This is a genomic window from Amycolatopsis albidoflavus (genome assembly GCF_039525725.1).
GTDB lineage: Bacteria > Actinomycetota > Actinomycetes > Mycobacteriales > Pseudonocardiaceae > Amycolatopsis > Amycolatopsis albidoflava.
Window position 1 is genome coordinate 1 of record NZ_BAAAHV010000017.1, and the last position, 26101, is coordinate 26101.

Consider the following 26101-nt stretch of genomic DNA (forward strand, 5'->3'; position numbering starts at 1 on the left):
CGAAACCCCACGCGGGATCCGCCGAGACGGCGAATTAGCGAGGTTCCGCCGCCGAAGCGCCCCGAAACGAGCAAGAACCGGGTACGGCAAACGGCTTTGACCAGGCAGACTCCGGCCGAAGCCACACACCAGATTCCGCGCGACGGGCCGATCCAACCACGGCAAGCTCCACCGAAACCCCACACGGAATCCGCCGACACAGCGAAGTAGCAGGTTCCGCCGCCGAACCGCCCGGAAACAAGCAAGAACCGGGTACGGCAAGCGGCTTTGACCAGGCAGACTCCGGCTGAAGCCACGCACCGGGTTGCGCGTGACGGACCACTTCGGTCGCAGCAAGGTCTGCCGAAGGCTCACGCGGGATTCGCTGAGGCAGCGGAGTCCGGCTGCCGGGGTCGCTGCGGGACGAACGAGGACTCGGGCCGTGCGAGCAGCTTTGGGCCAAGCAACCTTATCTGAAGCCGCGCGCTGGACTCCGGATTCGGCTGCCGTTAAGGACGAACCCCACCTAGGAACGGGGCACCAGAAACCAGCCCCGTGCCCCGTCCAAAGAAGAAAAGATCAGCCCAGCGCCTGCGTAAGGTCGGCCACCAGATCGCGGCCGTCCTCGATGCCCACCGAGAGCCGGATCAGGTCTTCCGGGACTTCCAGCGTCGAGCCTGCCGTCGAGGCGTGCGTCATCTTCCCCGGGTGCTCGATCAGGCTTTCGATCCCGCCCAGCGACTCCGCCAGCACGAACAGCTTCGTCCTGGACGCGACCTCCAGCGCGGCTTCCTCGCCGCCCGCCACGCGGAACGACACCATTCCGCCGAAGCGGCGCATCTGCTTAGCCGCTACCTCGTGGCCGGGGTGTTCCGGGAGGCCGGGGTAATAGACCTTGGTGACCTTCGGGTGCTTCGCCAGCGTGCGGGCGACCAAATCGGCGTTGTCGCTGTGCCGTTCCATCCGCAGGGCCAGCGTCTTGAGACCGCGCAGGGTCAGCCACGCGTCGAACGGGCCGGGGACGGCACCGGCGGCGTTGCGCAGGTAGAAGAGCTGCTCGCGCAGTTCGTCCTCGTTGGTGACGACCGCACCGCCGACGACGTCTGAGTGGCCGCCCAGGTACTTGGTGGTCGAGTGCACCACGATGTCCGCGCCGAGGGCCAGCGGGGTTTGCAGGTACGGCGTCGCGAAGGTGTTGTCCACGACCAGCCGGGCGCCCGCGTCGTGGGCGGCGCCGGCCAGCGCGGCGATGTCGGCGATGCCCAGCAGCGGGTTGGTCGGCGACTCGCACCAGATCAGCTTGGTCTCCGGGCGCATCGCGGCCCGTACGTCGTCGATGCGGCTCAGGTCGGCTACCGTGTGCTCGACGCCCCACAGGCTGAGCACCTTGTCGATCAGCCGGAACGTGCCGCCGTACGCGTCGTTGCCAAGCACGAGGTGGTCGCCGGGGCGCAGGACCGTGCGCAGCACCGCGTCGGACGCCGCCATGCCGGACGCGAACGCCAGCGTGTGCCGGGCTCCCTCGAGCGAGGCGAGGGCTTCCTCCAGCGCGGTCCGCGTGGGGTTCGCGGTGCGCGAGTACTCGTAGCCGCCCTCGCGGGTGCCGCCTACGCCGTCCTGCGCGTACGTGGACGTTTGGTAAATCGGCACGATGACGGCACCCGTGCGGGGATCGGGCTGCTGCCCGGCGTGGATCGCGCGTGTTTCAAAACCCAGGACGGAGTAGTCGTCGGCCATGGTTCCCAGGGTACGGGGCACCCCCGACAATCCCATCAGCTGGGAGGCAACTCACCATGCGGGAGAGGCTGCCGGTACAAACCCGCACCGGCAGCCCCGCGGTCACCAGCTCTGCGGCGGCGGGTACGCGCCCTGCTGCGCGGGCGCGCCCGGACGGTAGTTGACCCAGTCGACGGTCGGCTTCACGATCGCCAGCACCAGGGTCGCGACCGGCGGGATCAGCCTGACCAGCGCGGCACCGATGCCCGCGCCCAGAATCTGCGCGCTGCTGCTGCCGTGGAAACCCGAGGTCGCGGCCGAGAAGATGATGATCGACACGATTTGGAACGCGATCGCCAGCCCACAGCCGACAATCGTGCACAGCCGCGCGGACGGCTTGTGCAGAAACAGGCCGATGCCGCCGTAGAACAGCAGGCCGACGAGGGCCGCCTCGACGACCAGCGTCAGGTAGAACTGCCAGAGCAACGTGTCGATGTTCGAGATCACCACGACCGAGGCGATGACCGCGATGATCGCGAAAACGCCGCCGAGGATCGCGAGAATCCCCGCGATGATCGCGGTCGCGCCGTTCGGTTTCGGCTGGTACACGCCAGGCCCGCCCGCGTAGGCCGGGTACGGCTGCCCGGCGGCCGGCGGGGCGAACGGCTGCTGCGGCGCACCGGGGTACGGCTGCGCCGGCGTCGGCTGGCTCGCCGGGTAAGGCTGCCCGGGGAACGGGCCGCTCTGCGGCTGCTGATCCTGCGGGTTCTGGGGGTAGGTCACGGGGAGTCCTCGGTATTTCTGTTCCCGCCGGGCGGCGGGTGGAATGCCTGTATCGTGCCAGGCCCGCCCCGTTTTCGGGGCGGATTTACCACTGTCGCGACGGTGACGAAGCAGGCACCACGGGTACGCGATAACGCAGGTAGCCGAAGGTCCGCGGCAACCCCGCGAACACGAGCACCAGCAGCACCGCGGCCGTCAGCGCGACGCGGTCGAGCGCGGCGAAATTCTCGAAGCGCAGCAACGTCCGGAAGTAGTCGACGTACGCCGGGGAACCGCTGAGCGCGGGCTCCAGCAGAAGCGCGCCGAGTGCGAGCAACGCGCCCGCGATCAGCAGCACAGCTCCTGCTGTCGCACGGAAAAAGGTCGCGATCGCACCGATCAGCAAGACCAGCGAAGCGCCCAGGTACGCGGCGAGATCGGCGAGGGTCAGCGGCGAGAGGTCGCCGAGGCTGAACCCGGACGGAATGTCGAGGAACAGCCTTGCCGGAAGATAGCCGGACGTCGCGGCGGCGATGAGCCCGAACAGCGCGGCGGCGATCGCGGTGCTCCCGTTCGGCCGGTACGGCACCGGATCCGCCGCGGGCGATTCCCGTTCCCGCTGCCGTGCCGGAAGTCCGTGCAGGCCGCTCACGGGAGGTCCCCCTCGGGCTGGGAAGGCGATTCGGACGGCGCTCACCCTAGCCCGGAAATGCGCGATTGGGGACCGGCTTGAGCGCATGGGCGCCGCAATTCCCCCGGCTGCCGGAACGGCCGGGAAAAGGCCACCACCTTTCCCGGAATCCCGCGAAAAACGGACCGGAAACGACGAAGGGCGCCGCCGTCGTGAGACGGAGGCGCCCTTCGCGGAAATTCAGCGGCTCACCACTGCTGCGGCGGCTGCTGGCCCGGCTGGCCGTAACCGGGAGGAGGCTGCTGCCCGCCCGGCGGCGGGTACTGGCCCGGCTGGCCGAAACCGCCCGGCTGCTGCGGCGGCTGGCCGTAACCCGGCTGCTGGCCCGGCTGGCCGTAGCCGGGAGGCGGCTGCTGCCCGAAGCCCGGCTGCGGGTTCGCGCCGCTGCCCGGGTTCGGCCCGCCCGGCTGCGGGAAGCCCCCGCTGCTCGGGTTGGGTCCGCCCGGAGGCGGGAACCCGCCCGGCTGCGGCTGGCCGAAGCCCGGCTGTCCGCCGCCGAAGCCGCCCGGCTGCTGCGGTCCGCCGGGGCCTGCCGGTCCGCCGGGGCCGCCCGAGGACGAGCCGAGGCCGACGTACTGCGAGGTCGCCGGGATGATCGCGACCACGCCGACGATCAGGATGATGATGCCGAGGATCAGCGTCAGCATGCCGCCGCCGCTCGTCGCGCTGGAACCCGCGCCGCCGTACTTGTCGGCGAAGGAGCTGCTGACCGACGTCCCGGACTTCGCCAGGATCGAGAACAGCAGCAACAGCACGCCGCCGACCAGCACGGCGATCGGAGCGAGCTTGCGCATCACGGCCGCCCGCGAGGCCATCGCCAGCGCGACGCCGCCCGCCAGCGCGACCACCGCACCGACCAGGATCATGATCACGTACAGCCAAAGCGTGCCCGGCGAAGCGAGACCGGCCTCGTCGAACAGCTTCTGGTACCGGCTCGAGCTGTCGTACAGCTTCGAGTAGTCGCTGGTGTCGCTCATGTAGCTGAACGAGACGATCAGCGCGATCAGGGCGAGCACCGCGGTGACGCCGCCGGCGATGTAGCCGTACAGCGCGTTGCCGCCGCCGCTCGCGGGCGCGGCGGACGCGCCGAACGGAGCGGGCTGGCCGAAGCCCGGCTGACCCGGCTGCCCGGGCTGGCCGAACGCGCCCTGCGGCGGAGCGCCGAAGCCGCCCTGGTCGTACCCGCCCGGCTGGCCGAAGCCCTGCGGCGGCTGACCCGGCTGACCCGGCTGCCCGGGCTGACCCGGCTGGCCGAAGCCCTGCGGGGCGCCGAACCCGGCGACCGCGGCCGGGTTGTCCGCGGCGCTCGGCGGCGGGGCGTAGGGGATGTTCTGCGGCTGCTGGCTCGGCGGGACGAGCTGCGTCGACTCGGCGTTGCCCTCGGCGCTCACGGGGTTGACCACCTGGGTGGCGTTCGCGTCAGCCGGCTGTCCCGGCTGCACGACCTGCGTCGGTTCCGGGGTGTCGCCGAACGCGCCGCCGCCGTGGGAAGGCTGCTGCGGCTGGCCCGGCTGGACCACCTGGGTCGGCTCCGACGCGCCGAAGGGACTGTCCTGCTGCGGTGTAGGACCACTCGACGGGCCCTGCGGCGGCTGCTGTCCGCCGTCCCAGGGCTGGTTCGGTGGCTGCGGAGCACTCATGTGGGTCTTGAACCCCCTTGACGAGGACGCGAAAAAGTTCTATTCGGCCGTAACGCTATCGGATGCCCGGCCGGGACGCGCGAAGACGCCCCGACCGGCAGCCGTGAGGTTAGACCTATCGGCCCGCGAGGAACGCGAGCAAATCGTGCCTGGTGACGACGCCCGCCGGCTTGCCGTCGATCAGCACCAGCGCGCCGTCGGCCCCTTCGAGCGCCTTCATCGCGGCGCTCACCTGCTCGCCGGCCCCGATCGTGGGCAGCGGCGGCGACATGTGCGTCTCCAGCCGGTCGGCCAACTGGGCCTTGCCGGTGAACAGCGCGTCGAGCAGGTCGCGCTCGTTGACCGCGCCGACCACCTCGGCGGCCATCACCGGCGGTTCGGCGCTGACCACGGGCATCTGGCTCACGCCGAATTCCGACAGGATGGCCACCGCCTCGGCGACCGTCTCGTTCGGGTGCGAGTGCACGAGGCTGGGCAGCGCGCCGGACTTGCGGGTCAGCACGTCGCCGACCGTCGCGCCGGAGGAATCCGGCGGGAGGAAGCCGTAGGACGACATCCAGGCGTCGTTGAAGACCTTGGTGAGGTAGCCGCGGCCGCCGTCGGGCAGCAGCACGACCACGACGTCGTCCTCGGTCAGGTTCTCGGCCAGCTTCAGCGCGGCGGCCACGGCCATCCCGCACGAACCGCCGACCAGCAGGCCCTCCTCGGTCGCGAGCCGGCGCGTGGTCTCGAACGAGTGCGCGTCGCTGACCGGGATGATCTGGTCCGCGACGTTCCGGTCGTAGGTCTCCGGCCAGAAGTCCTCGCCGACGCCCTCGACCAGGTACGGCCGTCCGCTGCCGCCGGAGTACACCGAGCCCTCGGGATCAGCCCCGACGACCTGGACGCGGCCGTCGCTGACCTCCTTCAGGAACTTGCCGGTGCCGGAGATCGTGCCGCCGGTGCCGACGCCCGCGACGAAGTGGGTGATCTTGCCGTCGGTCTGCTTCCAGATCTCCGGGCCGGTGGAGTGGTAGTGGCTGGCCGGGTTCTCCGGGTTGGCGTACTGGTTGGGCTTCCAGGCGCCCTCGATCTCGCGCACGAGCCGGTCGGACACGTTGTAGTACGAGTCGGGGTGCTCCGGCGCGACCGCGGTCGGGCACACGACGACGCGGGCGCCGTACGCGCGCAGCACGTTGCGCTTGTCCTCGCTCACCTTGTCCGGGCAGACGAACACGCACTGGTAGCCCTTGCGCTGGGCGACCATGGCGAGCCCGACCCCGGTGTTGCCCGAGGTGGGCTCCACGATCGTGCCGCCGGGGCGCAGCTCTCCGGAGGCCTCGGCGGCTTCGATCATCCGCAGCGCGATCCGGTCCTTCACGCTGCCGCCCGGGTTGACGTACTCGACCTTGGCGAGCACGAGCGGCTTGAGCCCCTTGGTCAGCGAGTTCAGCTTGACCAGCGGGGTGTTGCCGACGAGGTCCACGATGTGTTCTGCGTACTCCACGCGACCAGCCTAAACAGACGGGTGCCGGACCGGCTAGCGCGGGACCAGGCGGAGCCAGCCGTCGTCGCCGGGTTCCTCCGCCCAGCCGCCGGGCCAGGCGCGGCGGTAGCCGGGTTTCGCGAGGGCTCCGGCCAGCCGGACTCGCGCGTCCTCGGCGAATTCCGCGTGCTTTTCGAACTTCGCGCCGCGGAATGCGTCGCGTTCGCCGCCGATGACGACGCCGCGGAAGTCCGCGCGTTCTTTGAAAGTCGCTTCGGTGAAATCCGCTTTGGTGCGGAATTCGGTGTAACAAAAGGTTGATTCTTCAGTGAACGTAGTTTCGTGGCAGACGATGGAACGGATCCGGCAGTAGGTGAGCGTCAGCTCGACGAGCCGCGCGCCGGAGAAGTCGAGGTCGATGTCCGGCCAGTACGACCCGGCCGGCTCCTCGCCGCCGCCCGGGCGCAGGTGCAGCATCAGGATCCGCTGCGCAGCCTTGCGCACCTGCACCTCTTCGGCCGTGCCGTCCAAGGGCATCCGCAGGTACGCGCAGACGACGTTGACGATGGTCTGCCGCTGGTCCGCGTGGTCCTGGGCGAGCCGTTCGAGCGCGTAGAGCCCGGCCAGCCGGACCGGGGCCTTGTCGCTGCCGAGCTGGTCGGCGGCCTTGCCGTACATGTCGGTGATCCGGCGCTGGGTCGCGTCGTGGTCCTTCTGTTCCAGATCCAGTTCCGCGGACCGCTGCCGCCGCGCGGCGAGCAGGAGCGCGGCCGCGCCGCCGGTCCCGACGACGATGCTCGAGGCCGTGCGCAACGCGTCGAGCCGCGACGAATCCGCCGGAGTGCCGCCGCCGAGCAGCCACAGCAGCAACGCCGCCGCGACAGCCGCGAGCAGCACGATGCCGGTCCCCCACCACGCGATCGTGCGCGTGGACAACACCCGGTTGCGCTCTGTCACGGCGGAAATCCTCCCACGGACGCAAGGTGGTGCATGTCGCCTTCGGCTTTCGGACGGACGCCGGACGCGGCAAGATGGTGAGCAACCGCTTAGTGCCGCCGACCCGAGGATGTGTCTGTCATGCCCGAAGCCGTCATCGTCTCCACCGCCCGCTCCCCGATCGGCCGTGCGGGGAAGGGCTCCCTGGTCGGGATGCGCCCCGACGACCTGGCCGTGCAGATGGTGCGCGCGGCGCTGGACAAGGTGCCCCAGCTGGACCCCGCCGACATCGACGACCTGATGCTCGGCTGCGGCCTTCCCGGCGGCGAGTCCGGCTTCAACATGGGCCGCGCGGTGGCCGTCGAACTCGGCTACGACCACCTGCCCGGCTGCACGATCACCCGGTACTGCTCCTCCAGCTTGCAGACCACCCGGATGGCGCTGCACGCGATCAAGGCGGGCGAGGGCGACGTCTTCGTCTCGGCGGGCGTCGAGGCCGTGTCGCGGTTCGCCAAGGGCAGCTCCGACTCCTGGCCGGACACGCACAACCCGCTGTTCGCCGACGCCGAGGCGCGCACCAAGGCGACCGCCGAGACCGGTGCGGACAGCTGGCAGGACCCGCGCGAGAACGGGCAACTCCCGGACGTCTACATCGCGATGGGCCAGACCGCGGAGAACCTCGCGCGGCTCAAGGGCGTCACCCGCGAGGAGATGGACGAGTTCGGCGTGCGGTCGCAGAACCTCGCCGAGAAGGCCATCGCGGACGGCTTCTGGGCCAAGGACATCACGCCGGTCACGCTGCCGGACGGCACGGTCGTGTCGAAGGACGACGGGCCGCGCGCGGGCGTAACGATCGAGGGCGTGTCCGGGCTGAAGCCGGTCTTCCGCCCCGACGGCCGGATCACCGCGGGCAACTGCTGCCCGCTCAACGACGGCGCGGCGGCCGTCGTGATCATGTCCGACACGAAGGCGCGCGAGCTGGGCCTGACGCCGCTGGCGCGCGTCGTGTCCACCGGCGTCACCGGGCTGTCGCCGGAGATCATGGGCTACGGACCGGTCGAGGCGTCGAAGCAGGCGCTGTCCCGCGCCGGACTGTCCATTTCGGACATCGACCTGGTCGAGATCAACGAGGCGTTCGCCGCGCAGGTCATCCCGTCCTACCGCGACCTGGGCATCGACCTCGACCGGCTGAACGTCAACGGCGGCGCGATCGCCGTCGGCCACCCGTTCGGCATGACCGGCGCGCGGATCACCTCGACGCTGATCAACTCCCTGCAGCACCACGACAAGCAGTTCGGCCTCGAGACGATGTGCGTCGGCGGGGGCCAGGGCATGGCGATGGTGCTGGAGCGGCTTTCCTGAATCCCCGGCCCGGCCTGGCTCAGCTCCCGGGAAAAGTCCGTGAGGGGAACCCTGAGGGACTCTGATTCCCTCAGGGTTCCCCTCACGGACCTCCGGGGCGCATTTCCGCTTGAGCAACGAGAAAGGGCCGCCCGCGAGCGCAACGCGGACGGCCCTTTCCAGGTGAAGCGTCAGTGCATCAGCACCGGCGGAGCGACCTCATCGGTTTCCGTCTCCGTGGGCACGACGCGCTTCTTCGGCAGGAAGAACGCGGGCACCAGGCACAGCGCCAGCAGGACCGTGCCCCACAGGAACGTCGTCGCGAACGACTCGCCCGCGAGGCCGGCCGCGGCGTCGTGGGTGGCCGGGTTCATCGTCGCCGCGGTGGCGACCAGCTGGCCCTGGCTCGTCGGGACGCCGAACTTCCCGGCGAGCAGCGCCGCCAGGATGATCGACATCACCGCGGATCCGATCGCGCCCGCGGTCTGCTGCAGGATGTTCGTCGCGGTCGAGGCCTTCGCCATGTCCTTGGACTGCAACGTCTGCAGCGCGGCCGAGGTGATCGGCATCATCGTGCAGCCCATGCCGATGCCCATCACGAACAGCGCGGCCAGCAGCTGCCAGTACGGCGTGGTCGCGGTGACCTGGGTGAACACCACCATGCCCAGCGCGATCAGGACCAGGCCGGGCACCACGATCCGGCGCGGAGCGATCTTGTCCGCCAGCCGTCCGGTGATCGGCATCGCCAACATCGCGCCAAGGCCCTGCGGGGCCAGCAGAAGACCCGCGTTCAGTGCGCTTTCACCGCGCACCAGCACGAAATACGTCGGCAGCAACAACATCGCCCCGAAGAACCCGACGCAGAACACGGCCATGGTGATCATCGCGACCGAGAACGACCGGTTGCGGAACAGCTTCAGGTCGATCAGCGGGTGTTCCATGGTCCGCGCGCGGAGGACGAACGCGACCAGCAGCACGATGCCGACCAGCGCGGGCAGCCACACCTCGAGGTCGGCGACGGTGCCGGTGGACGGAATCCGGGAGACGCCGAAGATCAGCGCGGCCAGCCCCGGCGACACCATCAGCATGCCGACGAAGTCGAACCGGTTGCCTGGTTCCGGGTTGTCCTTCGGCAGCATCCGCACCGCGAGCAGGAAAGCGATCAGGCCGATCGGGACGTTGATGTAGAAGATCCAGCGCCAGCTCACCTGGTCGACCAGCCAGCCGCCGAGGATCGGGCCGCAGATCGGGCCGAGCAGCATCGGCACGCCCAGCACCGCCATGACCCGGCCGATGCGTTGCGGACCGGCCGCGCGGGTCAGGATCGTCATGCCCGCGGGCATCAGCATGCCGCCGCCGAGGCCCTGCACGACGCGGAACGCGATCAGCGATTCGACGTTCCACGCGAGCCCGGCCAGCATCGAGCCGACCAGGAAGGTGCCGATCGCGAGCAGGTACAGCCGCTTCGTGCCGAACCGGTCGGACGCCCATCCGGTGACCGGGATGACCGTCGCCAGCGCCAGCATGTAGCCGGTCGCGACCCACTGGATGGTGTCGAAGGACGTGGTGAACTGAATGGTGAGCTTTTGAAGCGCGACGTTGACCACGGTGGTGTCGAGGATCGCCATGATGGCGCCGAGCACCACCACGGAAGCGACCTTCAGCACTCCCCGGTCGAGTTTGTCACCGGCATCCGGCGCGGCCGGAGTCGCTGGTGCGGACATGCGGAACCCCATCTGTTAGTGGTGAAGCGCAAGCCCGCGACGCGACGATACGACAGCGGTTCCCCCTTGCGCGCGCTCCAGACTAGCCGAGCGGCAAGCGGGGACGCAGCCTTTTTCGCTGCCGGACGAAATACGTGGGGACTTTTCGCCCAGTCACGATGACCTGCGAAAAGCCCCCACCGGGGTCAGCAGATACTGTCCGTGCGCACAGGGTTGCCCAAACCGAACAACGGCCGCAGTTTCAGCCCGATCCAGGTGCCGAAAAGCGCGAACGCGCCCCACAGCCAGCCGTGCAGGCTGCCGACGGAAATGCCGCCCAGATACGCGCCGATGTTGCAGCCGTTCGCCAGCCGCGCGCCGATGCCCATCAGGATTCCGCCGAGAATCGCGGCGACGGCGGTGCGCCACGGGATCGAGCTGTGGATCTTCCACGCGCCCGCGGCCGCCGCGGCGACGAACGCGCCGATCATGATGCCGATGTCGGTGAGGCTCGTCTTGTCCTGCCAGATCGGCTTGGACAGCGACGTCGCGTTCGCCTTCAGCTGCCAGAACTCCCACTGCTCCGGGTGCAGTCCGAACACCTGGAGAATTTTCGCGCCCCACAGGCTGAACGCGCTCGTGACGCCCCAGATGCCGCCGGAAACCAGGTACACCGCGCCGGCCAGCACGCCGAGGACGACCGCGCCGACGAGGATCGGCCAGGAGCCGCGGAAGATCCGGGCGAACCCGCGCGCGGTCGGCACAGTGTCGACCGGCGGCGGCACGCGGCGCTTCTGCACGATCCGGGTCGCGAGGACGATCGCGACGAGGACGGCGATCGTGATCGCCCACGAGCCGAACCAGCCGACGTGGTCCGACAGCAGGAATCCGGAAACCTGCGGCCAGCCGGTGAAAAGCGGGTAGCCCCACGTGTAGAGGACCGATCCGGTGATGAAACCGCCGAGGGTCAGCACGATCGTCGACTGCCCGGCCCCGACCGCGAAGAGCGTCCCGGACGCGCACGCGCCGCCGAGTTGCATGCCGATCGCGAACAGCGTGGCTCCGACGAACAACGCGAGCCCGATCGGCCCGACGTTCGCCACCGGCAGCGGTTTGCTGCCGAAGAGGCCCGCGCCGGTGCCGCAGATGAGTGCGATGAGCGTCGCGGCCGTGCCGAGCAGAAGTGTGTGCGCGCGCAGGCCTTCGCCGTTGCCGACGGCGATCAGCTGCCGCCAGGCGGACGTGAAACCGAAGCGGGAGTGGAAAAGGGCGAGGCCGAGCAGCAGCCCCAGCACGAGCAGGACCCCGAATTTCGCGCCGTACGCGGCCCAGACGTACGCGGTCAGCCCGACCGCGAGCACCGCGGCGACGGCCAGCGGGATGACCTTGACCGGCTCCTCCGGTTGAGGCGCCGGAGCCGCGCAGGAGGTTGGGAAATCGAGGAGTTTTCGCTCTTCGACAGGGGAATCGGTGGTCGCCACCACGTCTCCTGGGGGTGTCGGGGATTAACGGGTCCCGCCCGGCGGCGGGCGGCGATCCACGTTAGGTCCCGGTGAGGCCCGGACGCAGCCTGTCTCACGGAGTGCGACGAACGGCCGAAACCGGGCGTCCGGACGGCCCCTTTGTACCGCCTCCGTCAGCTCTTGATGCAGATGGCTTCCTCGGGATCGGAGTACCAGCGGGCGGCGGTCGAACCGCTGCCCTCGCACGCCGAACGGTCCTTGGCGCCGGGCACCAGCTTGACGATCTCCGCGTTCTTCTGCGGATCGGTGCACGGCACCTTCTGGTACGTCGTCGTCGCGGTCTGGAGCCCGGAGAGGCAATCCCCCTGCTGCACATTGGGGACGAGGCAGAGCACGCGGCGGTTCTTGCCGCCGGTGGTGTAGCGGTAGTAGTCGCCGCGCGGGCAGGTTCCGCTCCGGTTGGCGCGGACGACGGCGACCTTGACGTTCGCTCCGGGGTCGGCGCAGTCGACGGTTTTCGTCGTCGTGGTCGAGCCGGACTTCTCGATGTGCATGCAGTCGCTCGCGTGGGTGTTGCTGGTCGAGTTGCCGAACGCGAAGAACCCGATGACGACCCCCGCCGCCACGACCACCACCGCGACGGCGACCAGCACGACGGTCCTGGTCGGGAAGTTTCGCTTCGGGCTCTGCCGCGGCGGCATCCCGCCCGGGCCGTAGTGCTGCTGGAACGGAGACGGCCCGTTCTGGCCGTAGCCCGGCTGCGGTCCGTGCCCGTGCGGCGGGACGCTCACGTGATACCTCGCAAACCCGAAAGAAACATTCCGACCGGGCACATCCAACACGACGGCCGGGCGGGCTCGCAGAGGTTCGCGGCAGAAAAACAGAAAAGGCGCTCCGCGTAACGCGGAGCGCCCCTTCCCGGCAACCTGTGCGAGAAGCTAGTCGCGCAGGTAAGACAGCAAACGCAGGATCTCGAGGTACAGCCACACCAGCGTGGTCATCAGGCCGAAGGCGGCGTACCAGGCCCACTTCGACGGCATGCCGGCGCGGATCATCTTGTCGGCCTGGTCGAAGTCGAGCAGGAAGCTGAACGCGGCGATGCCGATGACCACCAGGCTGAAGACGATGGCCAGCGGGCTGCCGTCGCGCAGCGGGTTGAAGCCGAAGAACACCGCGGTGACCAGGTTGACCAGCATCAGGATGGCCACACCGGCGACCGCGCCGACGATCCACTTGGTGAGCTTGGGCGTGACCTTCACCGCGCCGGTCTTGTAGACGACCAGCATCGCGACGAACACGCCCGCGGTGCCGATGAGCGCCTGCAGGGCGATGCCCGGCAGGAACACCTCGAACAGACCGCTGAGCGCACCGAGGAACAGGCCCTCGGCACCGGAGTAGACGAGCGTGAGGGGACCGCTCGGCTTCTGCTTGAAGATGATCACCAGAGACACGACGAGGCCCACCACGAGCCCGCCGATCAGCGCGCCGAGGAGCGGACCGCTCGGCGAAAGCCTGCCGAGGGAATCGCGCACGAGCTGGGACTGCGCCCAGATCGCCGTGAGCACGCCGACGACGAGCGCGACGCCGAGCGACATGCCGGTCTTGATGACGACGTCGTCGACCGTCATCGGACGGTCGGCGGAGGCGGTGCCCATCTGGCCGGGGCCGTAACCCGGGACGCCGCCTTGCCCCTGCGGCTGGCCGTAGGGCTGGTCGAAGCCGACGTTCGGCCCGTACTGCCCGGTCGCGGCCGCGCCGCGCGGGAGATTGCGGAACGCCGGGTTGCTGCTGGAACGCACCTGTCCTCCTGGACTTTATGGCACCTTGCATCGGGTTCAACGACCGCGGCGGCTCGCTGGTTCCCGTTCGGGTAAAGCCAATTTTACTCATCACCCGCACGGGTGGGCGACCCCCGTTACGGCCACCGTAGGCGATGAAGGTCACGACCGTTCACCGCAGGTCACCCGATGGTCTCTAGACAACTCCCATGGTGACCCGCGAACCTTCACATCGCGTGTCCGGGAAGTGACCGAACGCGTGTCGGGGAGTTGTTCGATCAGGTGAACTGCGAGAACGCCGTTCAAGCGTCGGCAGGCACGTCGAAGGAGCCAACACACCATGGGGTGGATCTCACGCCCGCGCGCTCGCTGGCGCGCGGCCACCGGGCTGGTCGCGACCGCACTGCTCGGCGCACTCTCCGTAACCACGCCGGGAATCGCCTCGGCCGCCGCGGACCCGGTCAAGGGCCCTGGCCTGAAGATCGTCCACGACGAGGGCGGCACTCCTTACGAAGATTGGCTCGGCTCGTACAAGGTGGGCGGCAAGAACGTCTTCTGCGTCCGGTTCCATCTGAAGGCGCCGGGCAGCGACGAGGCGTACCAGCCCGGCGATGAACTGCGGACGAAGTGGAACGAAAAGCTGGAGCCCGACGTCGCGGGCAACATCTCGTATCTGTTGCTGCGCTATGGCAACACCACTAACAACGACGAGGCCGCCGCGCTGGCCCACCTGCTGCACTCGTGGACTGCCAAGACGCACACTCCTGGCGACACGGACTTCGGCACACCCGCGGACAAGGCGGCCTATCCCGAGCAGAAATACTTCACCGCGCTCACCCCGGCCGCCAAGGACGACGTGGCCAAGATGAAGGCCGAGGCCGAGGCGAACCGCGGTCCGTGGACCGCGTCGGTCACCGTGCCGAAGGGCGATCAGCACCTCGGCCAGCCCGCGACCTGGACGGTCACGGTGAAGAACTCCGAAGGCAAGGGCATCCCGGACGTTCCGGTGAAGCTGACCGCCACCGACGGGACCGTCGGCCAGGCAGACAAGAAGGCGGACGCGGAGAAGGCGTCCGACTCCTCTTCCGGCAACTCCGCGCCGCAGGCCGCGCAGAAAGACACGACGCTGAAGACCGATGCGAACGGCACGGTCACGGTGAAGGTCACGCCCACCGGTGATCAGCCGAAGCTCGCCGCCTCGTTGTCCGCGCCCGCGGACAAGCCGACTGTGCAGAACCCGGTCAACACCAAGGACGGGATCCAGAGCGTCGTCGGCACCGGCGGTGAAAAGCAACTGACCGCCCAAGGCGTCGTAGCCGTGGCTAAGCCGGGCAAGGTGCAGGTCACCAAGACCGACGCCAAGACCGGCAAGGGCATCGGCGGCGCGACGCTGCGGATCACCGGCAAGGACCGCAAGAGCGCGGCCACCAGCCAGGACGGCAAGGCGCTCAACGGGCCCGACGGGCAGCCCGCGGTGGTCACCACCAGCGGCGACAACGGGACGGCGACCGTCGAGAATCTGCTGGCCCCGCAGGAAGTGTGCGTGGTCGAGGTGAACGCGCCGCCGGGCTACACCAACGCGTTCGACCCGAACAACCCGCCCGCCGCGTGCGGATCGCTGACGCCGGGCGGCACACTGGCGCTGACAGTGGCCAATACGCCGAACGAAGTGCCGCACGCGATTCCCGCCGGCGATCTGCCGGTGACGATGGCCAAGGGCACTGTCGAGACGAGTTTCTCCACGGGCGGCATCGCGGGTCTCGCGGCGCTGGTGCTCGTCGGTTCGGCGCTGGTCGGGTTCGCCGCTCGGCGGTCGGCTCGGCGGTAATCGAAAGCAGCAAGGGCAGATGACCGGAAAAGGACGGCTGATCGGCGGGTTCGTGCTCGGCGCGGCAAGCGTGCTGGCAGTAGAACTCGCGACGGTCGTGATCAGTTCGCCGCCGACGACGGTGGTGGCCGGGAGCGCGTCCCCGGTCGCCGCCGCCGTACCGGCCGCTTCTCCTCAGCAAGTGGCTCCCGCGCCGCCTCCGTCGAGCAGTTCGGCACCGCCTAGCAGCTCGGCGGCAACTCCGCCGCCGCCTGCCGCGCCCGCGGAGCATCGGCAAGCGCCCGAACCCGGACCGCAGGCGCCGGGCACGATCCGGCTGCCCGGCGGCGGGACCGCGGCGATGGTGCGCCAGGATCTCGGGCCTGGCAACACGCTTCCGGTGCCTTCGGACATCGGCCAAGCGGCGTGGTGGGGCGCGGAGCTGGAAGCGGTCAGCGGCGCGAGCGTGTTCGCGGGCCACGTGAACTGGCGCGGCGCGACCGGTCCGTTCTCGGAGCTGTGGAGCGAACGCATCGGCGGCGTGGTGACGATCGTGGACCGCGCGGGCAAGACGAGCCGGTACCGGATTTCCCAGCTCGTCACCGTGCACAAGAACGACCTGCCGAGCCGGGCCGACGATCTCTTCGGGCAGGCCGGGCCGCATCGGGTGGTCCTGGTGACCTGCGGCGGACGCTGGATCGGCGGCAGCGACGGGTACGAGGAGAACCGCGTGGTGATCGCGGACCCGGCGTGAGGGGTCCCCTCGTGCCCCGCTGAGACCGCGCGAGGGGGCCGTTCGCGCAGTTTCCGCCGCGCCCTCCGTTCGCGGAAATCGGCCGCCACCTGCGGAACCCCTTGCGGAAGCTAAGTTACTTGCGAGTAACCTCACCCTGCCGCGTTGTGGTCAGAGCGGCGTCCATGCAGCAGAATGCCCATGGGTCAAGCGGCGGCACGGCGGAGGGTGATGGAGATGGCGACGTTCTTGGTGACAGGCGCGACCGGGTTGATCGGGCGCCAGGTCACCCGGCGGCTGCTCACCCGGCCGGACGTGGAGCGGGTCGCGCTGGTGGTGCGCGCGTCGTCGCGAGAGAAGCTGGCCGCGCTCGTCGACGCGTGGCCGCATCCGGACCGCGTGACGCTCGTGACCGGCGATCTCGGCGAACCGCTGATGGGAGTGTCCGAAGCGGACCGGGAGGCGCTGCGCGGCGTCGACCACGTCGTCCACCTCGCCGCGCTCTACGACATCACCGCCGACGACGAGACCAGCATCCGGGCCAATGTGGACGGTACGCAGAACGTCCTCGACCTCGCCGCGGACCTGAACGCCGGCTGCCTGCACCACGTCTCGTCCGTCGCGGTCGCGGGCGACCACGAAGGACTGTTCACCGAGGACATGTTCGACGTCGGCCAGCGGCTGATCACGCCGTACCACCGCACCAAATTCGAGGCCGAGAAGCTCGTCCGGGACCAGCACGAGGTGCCGTGGCGGGTGTACCGGCCCGCGATCGTGGTCGGCGATTCGCAGACCGGCGAGATGGACAAGATCGACGGCCCGTACTACCTCTTCCCCGCGATCAGCAGGCTCGCCGGGCTGCCCGACATCCCGTCCGCGGGCCCGGATCTGGGCGACACCAACGTGGTTCCGGTCGACTACGTCGCGAAGGCGCTGCTGGAACTGGTCACCACGCCGGGTCTCGACGGCCGCGCCTTCCACCTGGTGAACCCCGAGCCGCAGCCGGTGGTGTCGGTCTACAACGCGTTCGCCCGCGCCGCCGGAGCGCCGACGATCACCGTGCAGCTCGGCGACAAGGTGTCGAAGGGAATCGTCGGGCTGGTCAAGCTCAGCGAGCACATTCCCGGGTTCACCATCGCCCGCGACGCGGTGCTGGAGCGGCTCGGCATTCCGCCGGTGCTGCTGGAAACGATGGATTTCCCCTCGGTGTTCGCCTCCGCGGAAACGCGCAAGGCATTGGCCGGAAGCGGCGTCGAGGTGCCCCGGCTCGACGAATACGCCGCGACGCTGTGGCGCTATTGGCGTGAGCACCTCGACCCGTTCCGCGCGCGCAAGCACGGTCCGCGCGGCGAACTGGACGGCCGCCGGGTGATCATCACGGGTGCGTCGTCGGGCATCGGACGGGCCACCGCGCTGAAGGTCGCCGCGGCGGGCGGGGTGCCGCTGCTGGTCGCGCGCCGGCAGCACGAGCTGGAAGAAGTGCGCGACGAGATCATCGCGGCAGGCGGCACCGCATCGGTGTATCCGGCGGACCTCACCGACGAGGATTCGGTGCGCAAGGCCGTGGACGCGATGCTGTCCGAGCACGGCCGGATCGACATGCTCGTGAACAACGCCGGCCGGTCGATCCGGCGGTCGATCAAGCTGTCGTACGACCGGATGCACGACTACGAACGCGCGATGGCGATCAACTACTTCGGCGCGGTGCGGCTGATCCTGGCGGTCCTCCCGCACATGTCGGAGCGGAAATTCGGGCACATCGTCAACGTTTCCTCGATCGGCGTGCAGGGAATCGCACCGCGCTTTTCCGCCTATGCCGCGTCGAAGGCCGCGCTGGACTACTTCTCCCGGATCGCGGCGACCGAAACGCACGGCGACGGAATCACCTTCACCACCATCCACATGCCGCTCGTGCGCACGCCGATGATCCGGCCGACGAAGATCTACGACGCCTTCCCCACGAAATCGCCGGAGCAGGCGGCGGACATGGTGCTGAAAGCGCTGGTGCAGCGGCCGAAGCACATCGGCACCCCGGCGGGCCAGGCGATCGGGCTGACCTACACGCTCGCGCCGGGGCTCACCGACGCGATCGCGTACCAGGGTTTCCGGATTTTCCCGGACTCCGCGGCGGCGGGCGGCAGCGGGAAACTGAAGATCGGGAGGGGCGAGAAACACCTGTCCCGCGCGGCGATGGCGCTGGCCCGGCTGTCGCGCGGCTTCCACTGGTAGTGACGGCTTCGCGCGGCGGGTGAGGCCGTTCAGGCGAGATCGCCACGAAGAATCGACCCGGGGCGGTGATTCACCACTCCTGGCGGCACGCACGCCAGGTGCGCGGGTACGGTCGTGGGCATGGTTCCCGAGCGAGACAACGGCCTCCTCCCGCTGCGGCGCGAGTACACGGAAGCCTGGCGCGGCTTCGACCGCACCGAGGTGCGGCAGTACCTCGACCACCTCGAAGCTCAGCTGCACCGGCTGATCACCGACCGCGACGCGGCTGCCACGCAGGTCGCCACGTTGTCGCGCGAGCTCGAGGCGGCGCGCGGCGAGGTGTCGAAGCTGCAGTCGCGGGTCGAGGAGCTGCTGAAGCCGCCGGAGCGGCTCGAGGATCTGGACGAGCGGATGCAGCGCACGGTCTCGCTCGCGCACGCGCGGGCCGACGAGATCACCAAGCGCGCGCAGGTGGCGGCCGAGAAGCACTGGGCGTCGTCGACCGAGGCGTCCACGAAGCTGCGCGAGCGCTACCACCGCTTGGTCGAGGAGTTGGACAAGCAGGCCGAAGCGCTGCACTCGGAGCACGAGGCCGCGCTGAAGGAAACCCGCGCCGAAGTGCAGCGGCTGACGGTCGAGGCGGCGCAGCGCCGGGAACTCCTCGACAACGAAGCCGAGCGCAAACGCCGCAAGATCGAGCGCGATTTCGACTCGAAGATCACCGCCGAGCGCACCGCGCACGAAAAGATGATCACCGACCAGCGCACGGCCAGCAAGAACCAGGCCGAACGCCGGATCGCGGAAGCCACCGCGGAGGCGACCCGCCGCGTCGAGGAGGCGACGGCGGAGGCCAAGCGCCGTCTCGACGAGGCGACCACGCAGGCGGCCCAGCGCACCACCGCGGCGACGCGGAAGGTCGAGCGGCTCGCCGAGATCCGCGAACAGGCCCGCAAGAACCTGGCGATGGCGGACGAGGTGCTCGGCCGGAGCGAGGGTCTGCTGACGGCGCTGCCGTCGGAATCGGTGCTGCCTGCTGCGTCGAAGCTGGTCGGCGGCGACGACCCGGCGAAGCCGGACCCGTCGCCCGCGCCGGTGGAGTCGAAGGCTGCTCAGTCGCCGTCTCCGTCGCCTAAGCCGAAGGCCGAGAACGGTTCTGCCGCGAAGACTCCGGCGGGCAATGGCTCGACCGCGAATGGCGGTGCCGCAAAGGGCGGATCGGCGAACGGCGGGTCGACGGAAAGCGCGGCTGGAAACGGCGCGAAGACCGGAAACGGCGCGACGGGGAATGGCGCGAAGTCCCAGCCGCAGACGGCGGGCAAGCCGAGCAGCTGACCCGCGGAGCGCAGTGAGCCCGCCGACCCGGAAACGGTTCGGCGGGCACTAGCGCACGGTTATCAGAACAGGCCTGCCACGTGCGGCTCGGCAAAGAGCACGCCGACGGCTCGACCGGCAATTGCGCGACCACGACATCCCGTCTCGAACAGCGACGGGCAACCGGCAGACGCGCCGCTACGCCGCGAGCCAGCGGTCCAGCAAGGCAGCCCCGCTCGGCCCTGCGGCCAGGTCCGTGAGGGCCACCCTCACCGACTCTGATTCCCGCAGGGTTCCCCTCACGGACTTCAGCCGTCTGTGAAGGGCGTGGACTAGACCGTCCGCGGCCAGGGGTTCGCCGACTCCAGTTCCGCGGCCAGTCCCAGCAGCAGCGGCTCTCCGCCGGGACGGGCGACCAGCTGCACGCACAACGCCAGGTCGTGGACCGGATGCCGGGCGACCGGGACCGACAGCGCTGGATACCCCGCCAGGTTCCACGGGCCGGTGAACGACGCCACCCTCGACGACGGGACCGCGTTCACCAGCCAGGATTCTCGGTGCCAGCGGCGGGCTTTCAGCGGCAGCGTCGCCAAAGTCGGCGTCACCAGCACGTCGTGCGACTCGAAGAATCGCGCCGCGATCGCTTGCCATTCGTCGCGGGCCCGGTCGGTGACCAGGCGCGACGTCAGGCGGCCGAGGCGGACGTGGGCGCGGGTTCGGGGTTGCAGGCGGGACCGGTCGAACGAGCCCGCGACCTGCTCGGCCGGACCGGCGAACCAGCGCGCGACCAGGCCGCCCAGTGCGCGGAGCGGATAGGCGGGGGTCGCGGAGACCACCTGGTGGCCGGATGAGCGCAGGAGATCGGCGGCCTGGTCGACGGCGGCGCGCAGGGGGCGCGGCAGCGGGGCCCGAGTGAACGGGACCTGGGTGGAGGTCGCGATTCGTTGCGGGCCTGGAGTTGCGAGCGTGGCCCAGTCTGGGCGGTCGGCCAAGACCGACATCAGGAGAGCGGCATCGGCGCTGGTGGTCGCCAGCGGGCCGTGGGTGGAGAGGCCGAACCAGCCTGGGTTGTCTTCGCGGACCACGTCCCGGCCGGGTTTCAGGCCGACGATTCCGCACATTCCGGCGGGGAGGCGAATGGAGCCCAATCCGTCGGTGCCGTGGGCGATGGGGACCAGACCGGCGGCGACCGCGGCGGCGCTGCCGCCGGAGGAGCCGCCGGCGGTGAAGGACGGGTTGCGCGGGTTGCGGGCGATGCCGTCCGGATCGTCGCTGGTCGGGAAGATGCACAGCTCCGGCACGCGAGTCAGGCCGACGATGACCGCACCGGCGGCGCGCAGGCGGGCGGCGATCAGGCCGTCGGCATCGGCCAGGGTGCGAGGGCCGGCTTCGGAACCCCAGCCCAGGTACTCGCCGGCGACCTCGGTGACGTCTTTGACCGCGACGGGGACACCGGCCAGCGGCAGCGAAGCCAGGTCCGGGCGGGCCGCGACTTCAGCGGCTTCGGCTCGTGCCTCGGCAAAGCGCACTCGGCGGAATGCGCCGACGACGCCGTCCGCCGCCGCGATCCGGGCGAGTGCTGCTTCGGTCACCTCGACCGGGTCCAGCTCCCCTGCCCGCACTCCGCGAGCGATCTCTACCGCCGTCTGCGCCATGATCAGAACATTAGATCGCGCCGGCGCGCAGGGCATAGGCCACGGCGTGGGCGCGGTTGTTCAGACCGCATCGGGTCATCAAGCCGTACAGCACGTTCTTGACCGTCCGCTCTGAATAACAGAGCTTCGTCGCGATCTCTTCGGTGCCGTAGCCCTCGGCGACCAGCCGCAGCACGTCGCATTCGCGCGAGGCCAGGCCGGACAGCGTGAGGCCGTTCGGCTCCAGCACGTCGCGGCGCATCCGCTGCACCTGCGCGAGCAGCGCGCCCTGCAGCCGCGGCGGCAGCGTCGCCGTGCCGTCCCCGGCGGCCAGCACTGCCGCGACCAGTTCGCCGCCGCCGGTTTCGCGGCGCGGCAGGATCGCGACGACGCCGCATTCGACGGCCGTCATCAGGTCGCTCTCGCGGAAATGGTCGACGACGATCACCAGATGCGGCCCGGTCAGCTGCTCGGACTGCCTGCCGAGCTCCCGCACCTGCGACAGCACCCGGTCGGTGACGTGCTCCTCCATCACGAGGACCACGTCCGCCTGGCTCGCCGCGTCCTGGCCGAGCAGGACCAGCTCCGGACGCGAACCCAGCAGGCTCGCGGCTCCGGCCCGGGTGATCGGGTCCGAGGCGAGCACTGCGACCTTGACGAGCTTCACGACTACCCCCTCCACATTGCCTGCACGCAGTGTGGAGGGCGAGACTTCACGTTTTCTGGCGTGCTCGTGAAGGCCGGTGAAGAAAATCGGCGTTACCGCAGCTCAGCCGCCTCTTTTCGGGTCTTCGGCGGAGATTTCGCGGAAGGCTTCGGCGGCCCGGTCGAGGCATTCGGGCATCCGGTCCAGCGCGGTCGACCACTCCCGTTTGGCCTCCCGGTAGCGGGCCCGCGCCGCCGCGGGCCAGCTCGCCATCTCGGGCTCCACTGTGGACTCCAGCTCGGCGAGCACCGCGCCGAGGTCGCCGGTGGTCCGGCGGATCCGGGACAGCACCTCGGCGGCCTGGTCGAATCCGGGATCGCCGCTCATCGACGGTCGGCGCACCGCAAGCGCTCATCTGAGCACTCAGCGGCCGGAGACGCGGCGGTACCGCGCGCGACGTCCGCGAGATCTGCCAGACTGCCCAGAATGCGATCGAACTGCTGCTCCCAATCGTTCATCGCCTGGCCGAACCGGACCGCCGCCTCGCCGCGCCACGACGCCTGCAGCGCCGCCATTTCGCTGTTCACCGTGCCGAAACAGGCGTTCGCGGCGTCGATCGCCGCCTCGAACCTCGCCGCCTGGTCTGCCAAGCCCGCCGGGGCCGGAACCGGGTCCACGCCTCCTCCTCACCGTCCGCACGTCCCGACCGCGATCGAGCGCGCGGGTTCCTCATCGAGGCTGCCGCAGGGATTCCCGTTCGGAAACCGGCGGGCGAGGCCGATGCCCCTTTGTCGCGGGAGGTGTGCCTGCCGGACCGCCCGGCCGGTTTGCCCGGCGTTCACCGCGGGGCCGCCCCCTCGACTCTGTCCACCAGACAATTCGCTGGACAAGACCGGCAAAAGCAACCCGGGGCGGTCCCGCCACGTCACCTTTTCGGCGTAAGCTCACCAGTGGCATCCGGCGTGTGACGATCCGTCAGCGCGTGAAGGGAGACCGATGTCGGCATCCGGCGGCGTCCCGGCGCCGGAAATCCAGCTGCTCGGACCGGTACGAGCCTGGCTCGGCGACCGGCAGCTCGACCTCGGTTCCGCTCATCGGCGCACAGTCTTCGCGGTGCTCGCCTTCTCCCCGAATCGCACGGTCTCCCGCGAAGTGCTCATCGACGCGGTGTGGGGCGACGCGCCCCCGGCCAGCGCGCAGGGGAGCATCTACACCTACATCTCCGGTCTGCGCCGCGTCCTCGAACCGGGCCGCCGCAAAGGCGCCGAATCGCGGCTGATCGCCTCCACCGGGTCCGGCTACTCGCTCTGCATCGAGCCGGAGCAGATCGACGTCCACCGCTTCAGCGCGCTGCGCGACCTCGGCCACCGGCTGCTCTCCGAGGGACGCCGGGCTGAAGCGCGGAGCGTGCTCGACGAGGCTCTCGCGGAGTGGGACGGCACGCCGCTGCAATGCCTGTCCGGTCACTACACCACCGCGCAGCGGGTGCGGCTGGAGGAACTCCGGCTGGCGACCGTCGAACGCCGGGCCGAGCTGGCGATGGACTCGGGCGAGTCCGCCGGGCTCGTCACGCAGCTCGGCGAACTTGCCGCGGACCATCCGTTCCGCGAGCCGCTGCACGGTCTGCTCATGCGAGCACTTGACCACGCGGGCCGGCATCACGAGGCGCTCACCGTTTACACCGAACTGCGCGAGCGGCTGGTCGAAGCGTCCGGCACCGAGCCGGGGCCAGCGCTGCGGGAGCTTTACGAAAAGCTGCTGGCCGCCGACGAGGCGGTCACGCCCACGCCGGTCACCAAAGTCCCGCGCTTCCCGTTGCCGGTGCTGCCGCCGCGCCCGGCGACGTTCGTCGGGCGGGAGAACGAGCTTCAGCTGCTCAGCGAGGCCGTCGCCGGTCTCGGCGGCGGCCTCGGCCGTTCGGTGTGGGTCAAGGGCGAACCGGGCATCGGCCGGACCGCGCTGCTGGCCGAAACCGTCGCGCTGGCCCACGAAACCGGCTACACCGCGCTGTTCGCCGCCGCCGATTCGCTCGACCAGGGCTTTGCCTTGCGTCCGCTGCTGGACGCGCTCGGCGTGCACCCGCGTGCCTCGGATCTGCGTCGCGCGGAACTGGCGGTGGCGCTCGCCGAGAACCCGGAGCTGGACCCGGTCGAGGGCATTCTCGGACTGGTCCGGCAGCTTTGCGCGGACGGTCCGCTCGCGCTCGTGGTCGACGATCTGCAGTGGGCCGACGAAACCACGCTGCAGGTGTGGCAGCACCTCGCCCGCGAGACCCGGCGGCTGCCGCTGCTGCTCGTCGGAGCGAGCCGTCCGCTCCCCCGCTCGGCCGCGCTCGAAGCGCTGGCCGCGGACCTGTCGTCCGGCGGGACCTCGCCGCTGTGCCTGGAGCCGTTGCGGGACAACGAGATCCGGAAGATTTCCGCCGACCTCACCGGCGCACCGCCGAACCGGATGTTCTCGCTGCTGCTCGGCCACGCCGCCGGAAATCCGCGCTACGCCACGGAAATCGTCGAGACTCTGCTCGGCAATTCGATGATCCTGCTCGACGGTGCGCACGCGATCGTCGACGGTTCCTCGTGCCGTTCGATCCCGTCGCCGCTCGGGTCGCGGATCACGCTGTACCTGATCTTTCTCTCCAGCTCCGCGCGGGACTTGTTGCGCTGGGCGGCCTTGCTGGGCAAGGAATTCTCGCTCGCCGACATCGCGATCGCCACCGAACGCGCGCCGACCGCGCTTGTCGCCGCGGTCGAGGAGGCCCTTACCGCGGGGGTGCTGGTCGAGTCCGGCGATCTGCTCGCGTTCCGGCATCCGTTGCTGCGCCGCGTGTTGTACGAAAAGACGCCTGCCGCGATGCGCGTCGCGCTGCACCGGCAGCTGGCCGAGGCGCTCGACGGAGCGGGGGCGGGTGCGGAACGCGTCGCCGAGCAGCTCGCCGCCGCGCCCGCGCAGGTGGACCCGTGGGTCGCGAACTGGCTGGTCGAGCACATCGGAACGGTCGCCGCGCAGTCGCCGCGGATCGCGGTGGACCTGCTCAAACAGGTGGTCAAGCAAGCCGTGCTGCCTGCCGAGGCCCGCGAACCGCTCACCGCCACGCTCGCCCGGCTGCTGTTCTGGCTGGGCCGGGAGCCGGAGGCGGAGGCGCGGTCGGTGGTCGCGCGCACCAAGGACAGCAGGCAGGCCGCGGAGATGCGCTGGATCCTCGCCTACATCTATTACCGCCGCGGCGAATTCGCCGAAGCTTCCGCGGAAGTCCGCCGTACGCTGGCCGATCCGAAGGTGCCAGAGATGTGGCGCGGGCGGCACGAAACGCTGCGCGTGACTATCGAACGGTTCGCCGTCGATCATCAAGCAGCGGCACCGGATCTGTCCGAACTTGGCGTGCTGGACGGCCTCGACAACGACGCCGATCTGAGCACCGCGCGCAGGCTGGCCGCGACCCGCGCAGTGCCTGGCGAGATGCACCTGGCCGGCGCGGTGCACTACTACTGGCGCGGCCGCTGGAGCGAGGCTCTCGCCGAACTCGACACGGTGATCCGCGGCGGCGCGGAAACCGCGTCGTATGTGTTGCGCAGCCCGGGATCGGCGTTGCTGGTGCACGGCGTCGGCGCGTTGATCGCGAGCCACCGCGACGAGCCGGAGGAGGCACGCGCGCATCTCGACGCGGCGGCCCGGCATCAGTTCCCGCACGGTCTCGAGCCGAACGGCGGCGACTACCTGCTCGCCGCGCGCGCTCAGCTCGCCGAGCTGGAAGGCGATCCGGAAGCCGCTCTCGCCGCGCTGCTGCCGCTGCTGGAGCAGAGCTATCCGCCCGCCGCGCGCCAGCAGTGGCTGCCCGACCTCGCCCGGCTCGCCATGCAGCTCGGCGACCAGCCCCACGCGTTCCGGGCGCTACGGCTGATGGGCGACACCAGCGGGTACGACACTCCGCCGTCGCACACCGCCGCGACCGCGCACTGCCGGGGCCTGGTCACCGCGGATCCGGACGCGATCCTCGGCGCGGCCACGCACTACGAGGCCGCGGGCCGGATGCTCAAGCACGCGCGCGCCAGCGAGGACGCCGCGATCCTGCTCGCCGAGTACCGCCGTCTCGACGAGGCGCGCACGGCTTTCCTCGCGGCACTCACCAGCTACACCTCGGTCGGCGCGGCTTGGGACGTGCGGCGGGCCGAGACTCGGATGCAGCCGTACGGCATCCGGCGGGCCAGTCCGGTCCGCGCGCGTGCGGCAGGAGAGTAAACCGGGGTGGACTCGCGTCCATGATCGAGGCGGTAAACTCGGTCGACACGGC

At 70.1% G+C, this 26101-nt stretch carries 20 protein-coding genes; 6 read left to right on the plus strand and 14 right to left on the minus strand.

Features of this window, described 5'->3' with window-relative positions; genetic code table 11:
* Positions 1–558: 558 nt before the first annotated feature.
* The 6 genes from ABD156_RS27580 to ABD156_RS27605 all read right to left on the minus strand — a co-directional run bounded on the left by ABD156_RS27580 (position 559) and on the right by ABD156_RS27605 (position 7210).
* Positions 559–1716 carry a cystathionine gamma-synthase gene (locus ABD156_RS27580; protein WP_344279839.1) on the minus strand — a complete coding sequence of 386 codons (1158 nt, stop codon included), beginning with the start codon at positions 1714–1716 and terminating at the stop codon, positions 559–561.
* Positions 1717–1818: 102 nt separating this feature from the next.
* Complete coding sequence (locus tag ABD156_RS27585) at positions 1819–2478, minus strand: hypothetical protein (protein ID WP_344279844.1); 660 nt, start codon at positions 2476–2478, stop codon at positions 1819–1821.
* Positions 2479–2563: 85 nt separating this feature from the next.
* Positions 2564–3109, minus strand: coding sequence for a hypothetical protein (locus ABD156_RS27590; protein ID WP_344279847.1), 546 nt, complete (start codon positions 3107–3109; stop codon positions 2564–2566).
* 227 nt (positions 3110–3336) lie between these two features.
* Entirely contained in the window at positions 3337–4668 is a 1332-nt protein-coding gene (locus tag ABD156_RS27595) for a hypothetical protein (RefSeq protein ID WP_425546119.1), read from the minus strand.
* A gap of 235 nt (positions 4669–4903) precedes the next feature.
* A complete protein-coding gene (locus ABD156_RS27600) occupies positions 4904–6274 on the minus strand; it encodes a cystathionine beta-synthase (RefSeq protein ID WP_344279851.1) in 1371 nt (456 codons plus the stop codon).
* Between the two features lie 33 nt (positions 6275–6307).
* The gene (locus tag ABD156_RS27605) at positions 6308–7210 is read right to left on the minus strand and encodes a pentapeptide repeat-containing protein (protein WP_344279854.1); all 903 of its coding nucleotides are present in this window, start codon (positions 7208–7210) and stop codon (positions 6308–6310) included.
* A 120-nt stretch (positions 7211–7330) separates the two neighbouring features.
* Here ABD156_RS27605 and ABD156_RS27610 point away from each other — a divergent pair, with 120 nt between their 5' ends.
* Positions 7331–8551, plus strand: coding sequence for an acetyl-CoA C-acetyltransferase (locus tag ABD156_RS27610; protein WP_344279857.1), 1221 nt, complete (start codon positions 7331–7333; stop codon positions 8549–8551).
* Between the two features lie 170 nt (positions 8552–8721).
* Here ABD156_RS27610 and ABD156_RS27615 read toward each other — a convergent pair whose 3' ends face one another.
* The 4 genes from ABD156_RS27615 to ABD156_RS27630 all read right to left on the minus strand — a co-directional run bounded on the left by ABD156_RS27615 (position 8722) and on the right by ABD156_RS27630 (position 13495).
* Positions 8722–10254, minus strand: a complete 1533-nt coding sequence (locus ABD156_RS27615; RefSeq protein ID WP_344279860.1) for a DHA2 family efflux MFS transporter permease subunit — start codon at positions 10252–10254, stop codon at positions 8722–8724.
* A 185-nt stretch (positions 10255–10439) separates the two neighbouring features.
* Entirely contained in the window at positions 10440–11717 is a 1278-nt protein-coding gene (locus ABD156_RS27620) for a YeeE/YedE family protein (RefSeq protein ID WP_377925987.1), read from the minus strand.
* A gap of 152 nt (positions 11718–11869) precedes the next feature.
* Positions 11870–12487, minus strand: a complete 618-nt coding sequence (locus tag ABD156_RS27625; RefSeq protein ID WP_344279866.1) for an LppU/SCO3897 family protein — start codon at positions 12485–12487, stop codon at positions 11870–11872.
* A 147-nt stretch (positions 12488–12634) separates the two neighbouring features.
* Positions 12635–13495: a Bax inhibitor-1/YccA family protein gene (locus ABD156_RS27630; protein WP_182889914.1), complete on the minus strand. Its 861-nt coding sequence runs from the start codon at positions 13493–13495 to the stop codon at positions 12635–12637.
* 319 nt (positions 13496–13814) lie between these two features.
* Between ABD156_RS27630 and ABD156_RS27635 the strand changes: the two genes are divergently transcribed.
* The 4 genes from ABD156_RS27635 to ABD156_RS27650 all read left to right on the plus strand — a co-directional run bounded on the left by ABD156_RS27635 (position 13815) and on the right by ABD156_RS27650 (position 19554).
* Positions 13815–15302 (plus strand): MSCRAMM family protein, encoded by a 1488-nt coding sequence (locus ABD156_RS27635; protein WP_344279872.1) that lies wholly within the window; start codon positions 13815–13817, stop codon positions 15300–15302.
* Between the two features lie 19 nt (positions 15303–15321).
* A complete protein-coding gene (locus tag ABD156_RS27640) occupies positions 15322–16035 on the plus strand; it encodes a class F sortase (RefSeq protein WP_344279875.1) in 714 nt (237 codons plus the stop codon).
* A 216-nt stretch (positions 16036–16251) separates the two neighbouring features.
* Positions 16252–18243 (plus strand): SDR family oxidoreductase, encoded by a 1992-nt coding sequence (locus ABD156_RS27645; RefSeq protein ID WP_344279877.1) that lies wholly within the window; start codon positions 16252–16254, stop codon positions 18241–18243.
* A gap of 120 nt (positions 18244–18363) precedes the next feature.
* The gene (locus tag ABD156_RS27650) at positions 18364–19554 is read left to right on the plus strand and encodes a coiled-coil domain-containing protein (RefSeq protein WP_344279879.1); all 1191 of its coding nucleotides are present in this window, start codon (positions 18364–18366) and stop codon (positions 19552–19554) included.
* A gap of 311 nt (positions 19555–19865) precedes the next feature.
* Here the strand turns inward: ABD156_RS27650 and ABD156_RS27655 are convergent, their stop codons facing one another.
* The 4 genes from ABD156_RS27655 to ABD156_RS27670 all read right to left on the minus strand — a co-directional run bounded on the left by ABD156_RS27655 (position 19866) and on the right by ABD156_RS27670 (position 22490).
* On the minus strand, positions 19866–21188 hold the full coding sequence (locus tag ABD156_RS27655; protein WP_344279881.1) for an amidase family protein: 1323 nt from the start codon (positions 21186–21188) through the stop codon (positions 19866–19868).
* 10 nt (positions 21189–21198) lie between these two features.
* Positions 21199–21834, minus strand: a complete 636-nt coding sequence (locus tag ABD156_RS27660; protein ID WP_344279883.1) for a response regulator transcription factor — start codon at positions 21832–21834, stop codon at positions 21199–21201.
* A 102-nt stretch (positions 21835–21936) separates the two neighbouring features.
* Positions 21937–22200 (minus strand): hypothetical protein, encoded by a 264-nt coding sequence (locus tag ABD156_RS27665; protein WP_344279885.1) that lies wholly within the window; start codon positions 22198–22200, stop codon positions 21937–21939.
* Complete coding sequence (locus ABD156_RS27670; RefSeq protein WP_344279888.1) at positions 22197–22490, minus strand: WXG100 family type VII secretion target; 294 nt, start codon at positions 22488–22490, stop codon at positions 22197–22199. Before ABD156_RS27670 ends, ABD156_RS27665 begins: the two co-directional genes overlap by 4 nt.
* Before the next feature lie 319 nt (positions 22491–22809).
* Here ABD156_RS27670 and ABD156_RS27675 point away from each other — a divergent pair, with 319 nt between their 5' ends.
* The gene (locus tag ABD156_RS27675) at positions 22810–26049 is read left to right on the plus strand and encodes an ATP-binding protein (protein WP_344279891.1); all 3240 of its coding nucleotides are present in this window, start codon (positions 22810–22812) and stop codon (positions 26047–26049) included.
* Positions 26050–26101: the final 52 nt, after the last annotated feature.

Excerpts from the sequence above, each read along its gene's own strand:
- ABD156_RS27580 (WP_344279839.1), bottom strand. The coding sequence starts at position 1,716 with ATGGCCGACGACTACTCCGTCCTGGGTTTTGAAACACGCGCGATCCAC.
- ABD156_RS27610 (WP_344279857.1), top strand. The coding sequence starts at position 7,331 with ATGCCCGAAGCCGTCATCGTCTCCACCGCCCGCTCCCCGATCGGCCGT.
- ABD156_RS27615 (WP_344279860.1), bottom strand. The coding sequence starts at position 10,254 with ATGTCCGCACCAGCGACTCCGGCCGCGCCGGATGCCGGTGACAAACTC.
- ABD156_RS27635 (WP_344279872.1), top strand. The coding sequence starts at position 13,815 with ATGGGGTGGATCTCACGCCCGCGCGCTCGCTGGCGCGCGGCCACCGGG.
- ABD156_RS27640 (WP_344279875.1), top strand. The coding sequence starts at position 15,322 with ATGACCGGAAAAGGACGGCTGATCGGCGGGTTCGTGCTCGGCGCGGCA.
- ABD156_RS27645 (WP_344279877.1), top strand. The coding sequence starts at position 16,252 with ATGGCGACGTTCTTGGTGACAGGCGCGACCGGGTTGATCGGGCGCCAG.
- ABD156_RS27650 (WP_344279879.1), top strand. The coding sequence starts at position 18,364 with ATGGTTCCCGAGCGAGACAACGGCCTCCTCCCGCTGCGGCGCGAGTAC.
- ABD156_RS27655 (WP_344279881.1), bottom strand. The coding sequence starts at position 21,188 with ATGGCGCAGACGGCGGTAGAGATCGCTCGCGGAGTGCGGGCAGGGGAG.
- ABD156_RS27665 (WP_344279885.1), bottom strand. The coding sequence starts at position 22,200 with ATGAGCGGCGATCCCGGATTCGACCAGGCCGCCGAGGTGCTGTCCCGG.
- ABD156_RS27675 (WP_344279891.1), top strand. The coding sequence starts at position 22,810 with ATGTCGGCATCCGGCGGCGTCCCGGCGCCGGAAATCCAGCTGCTCGGA.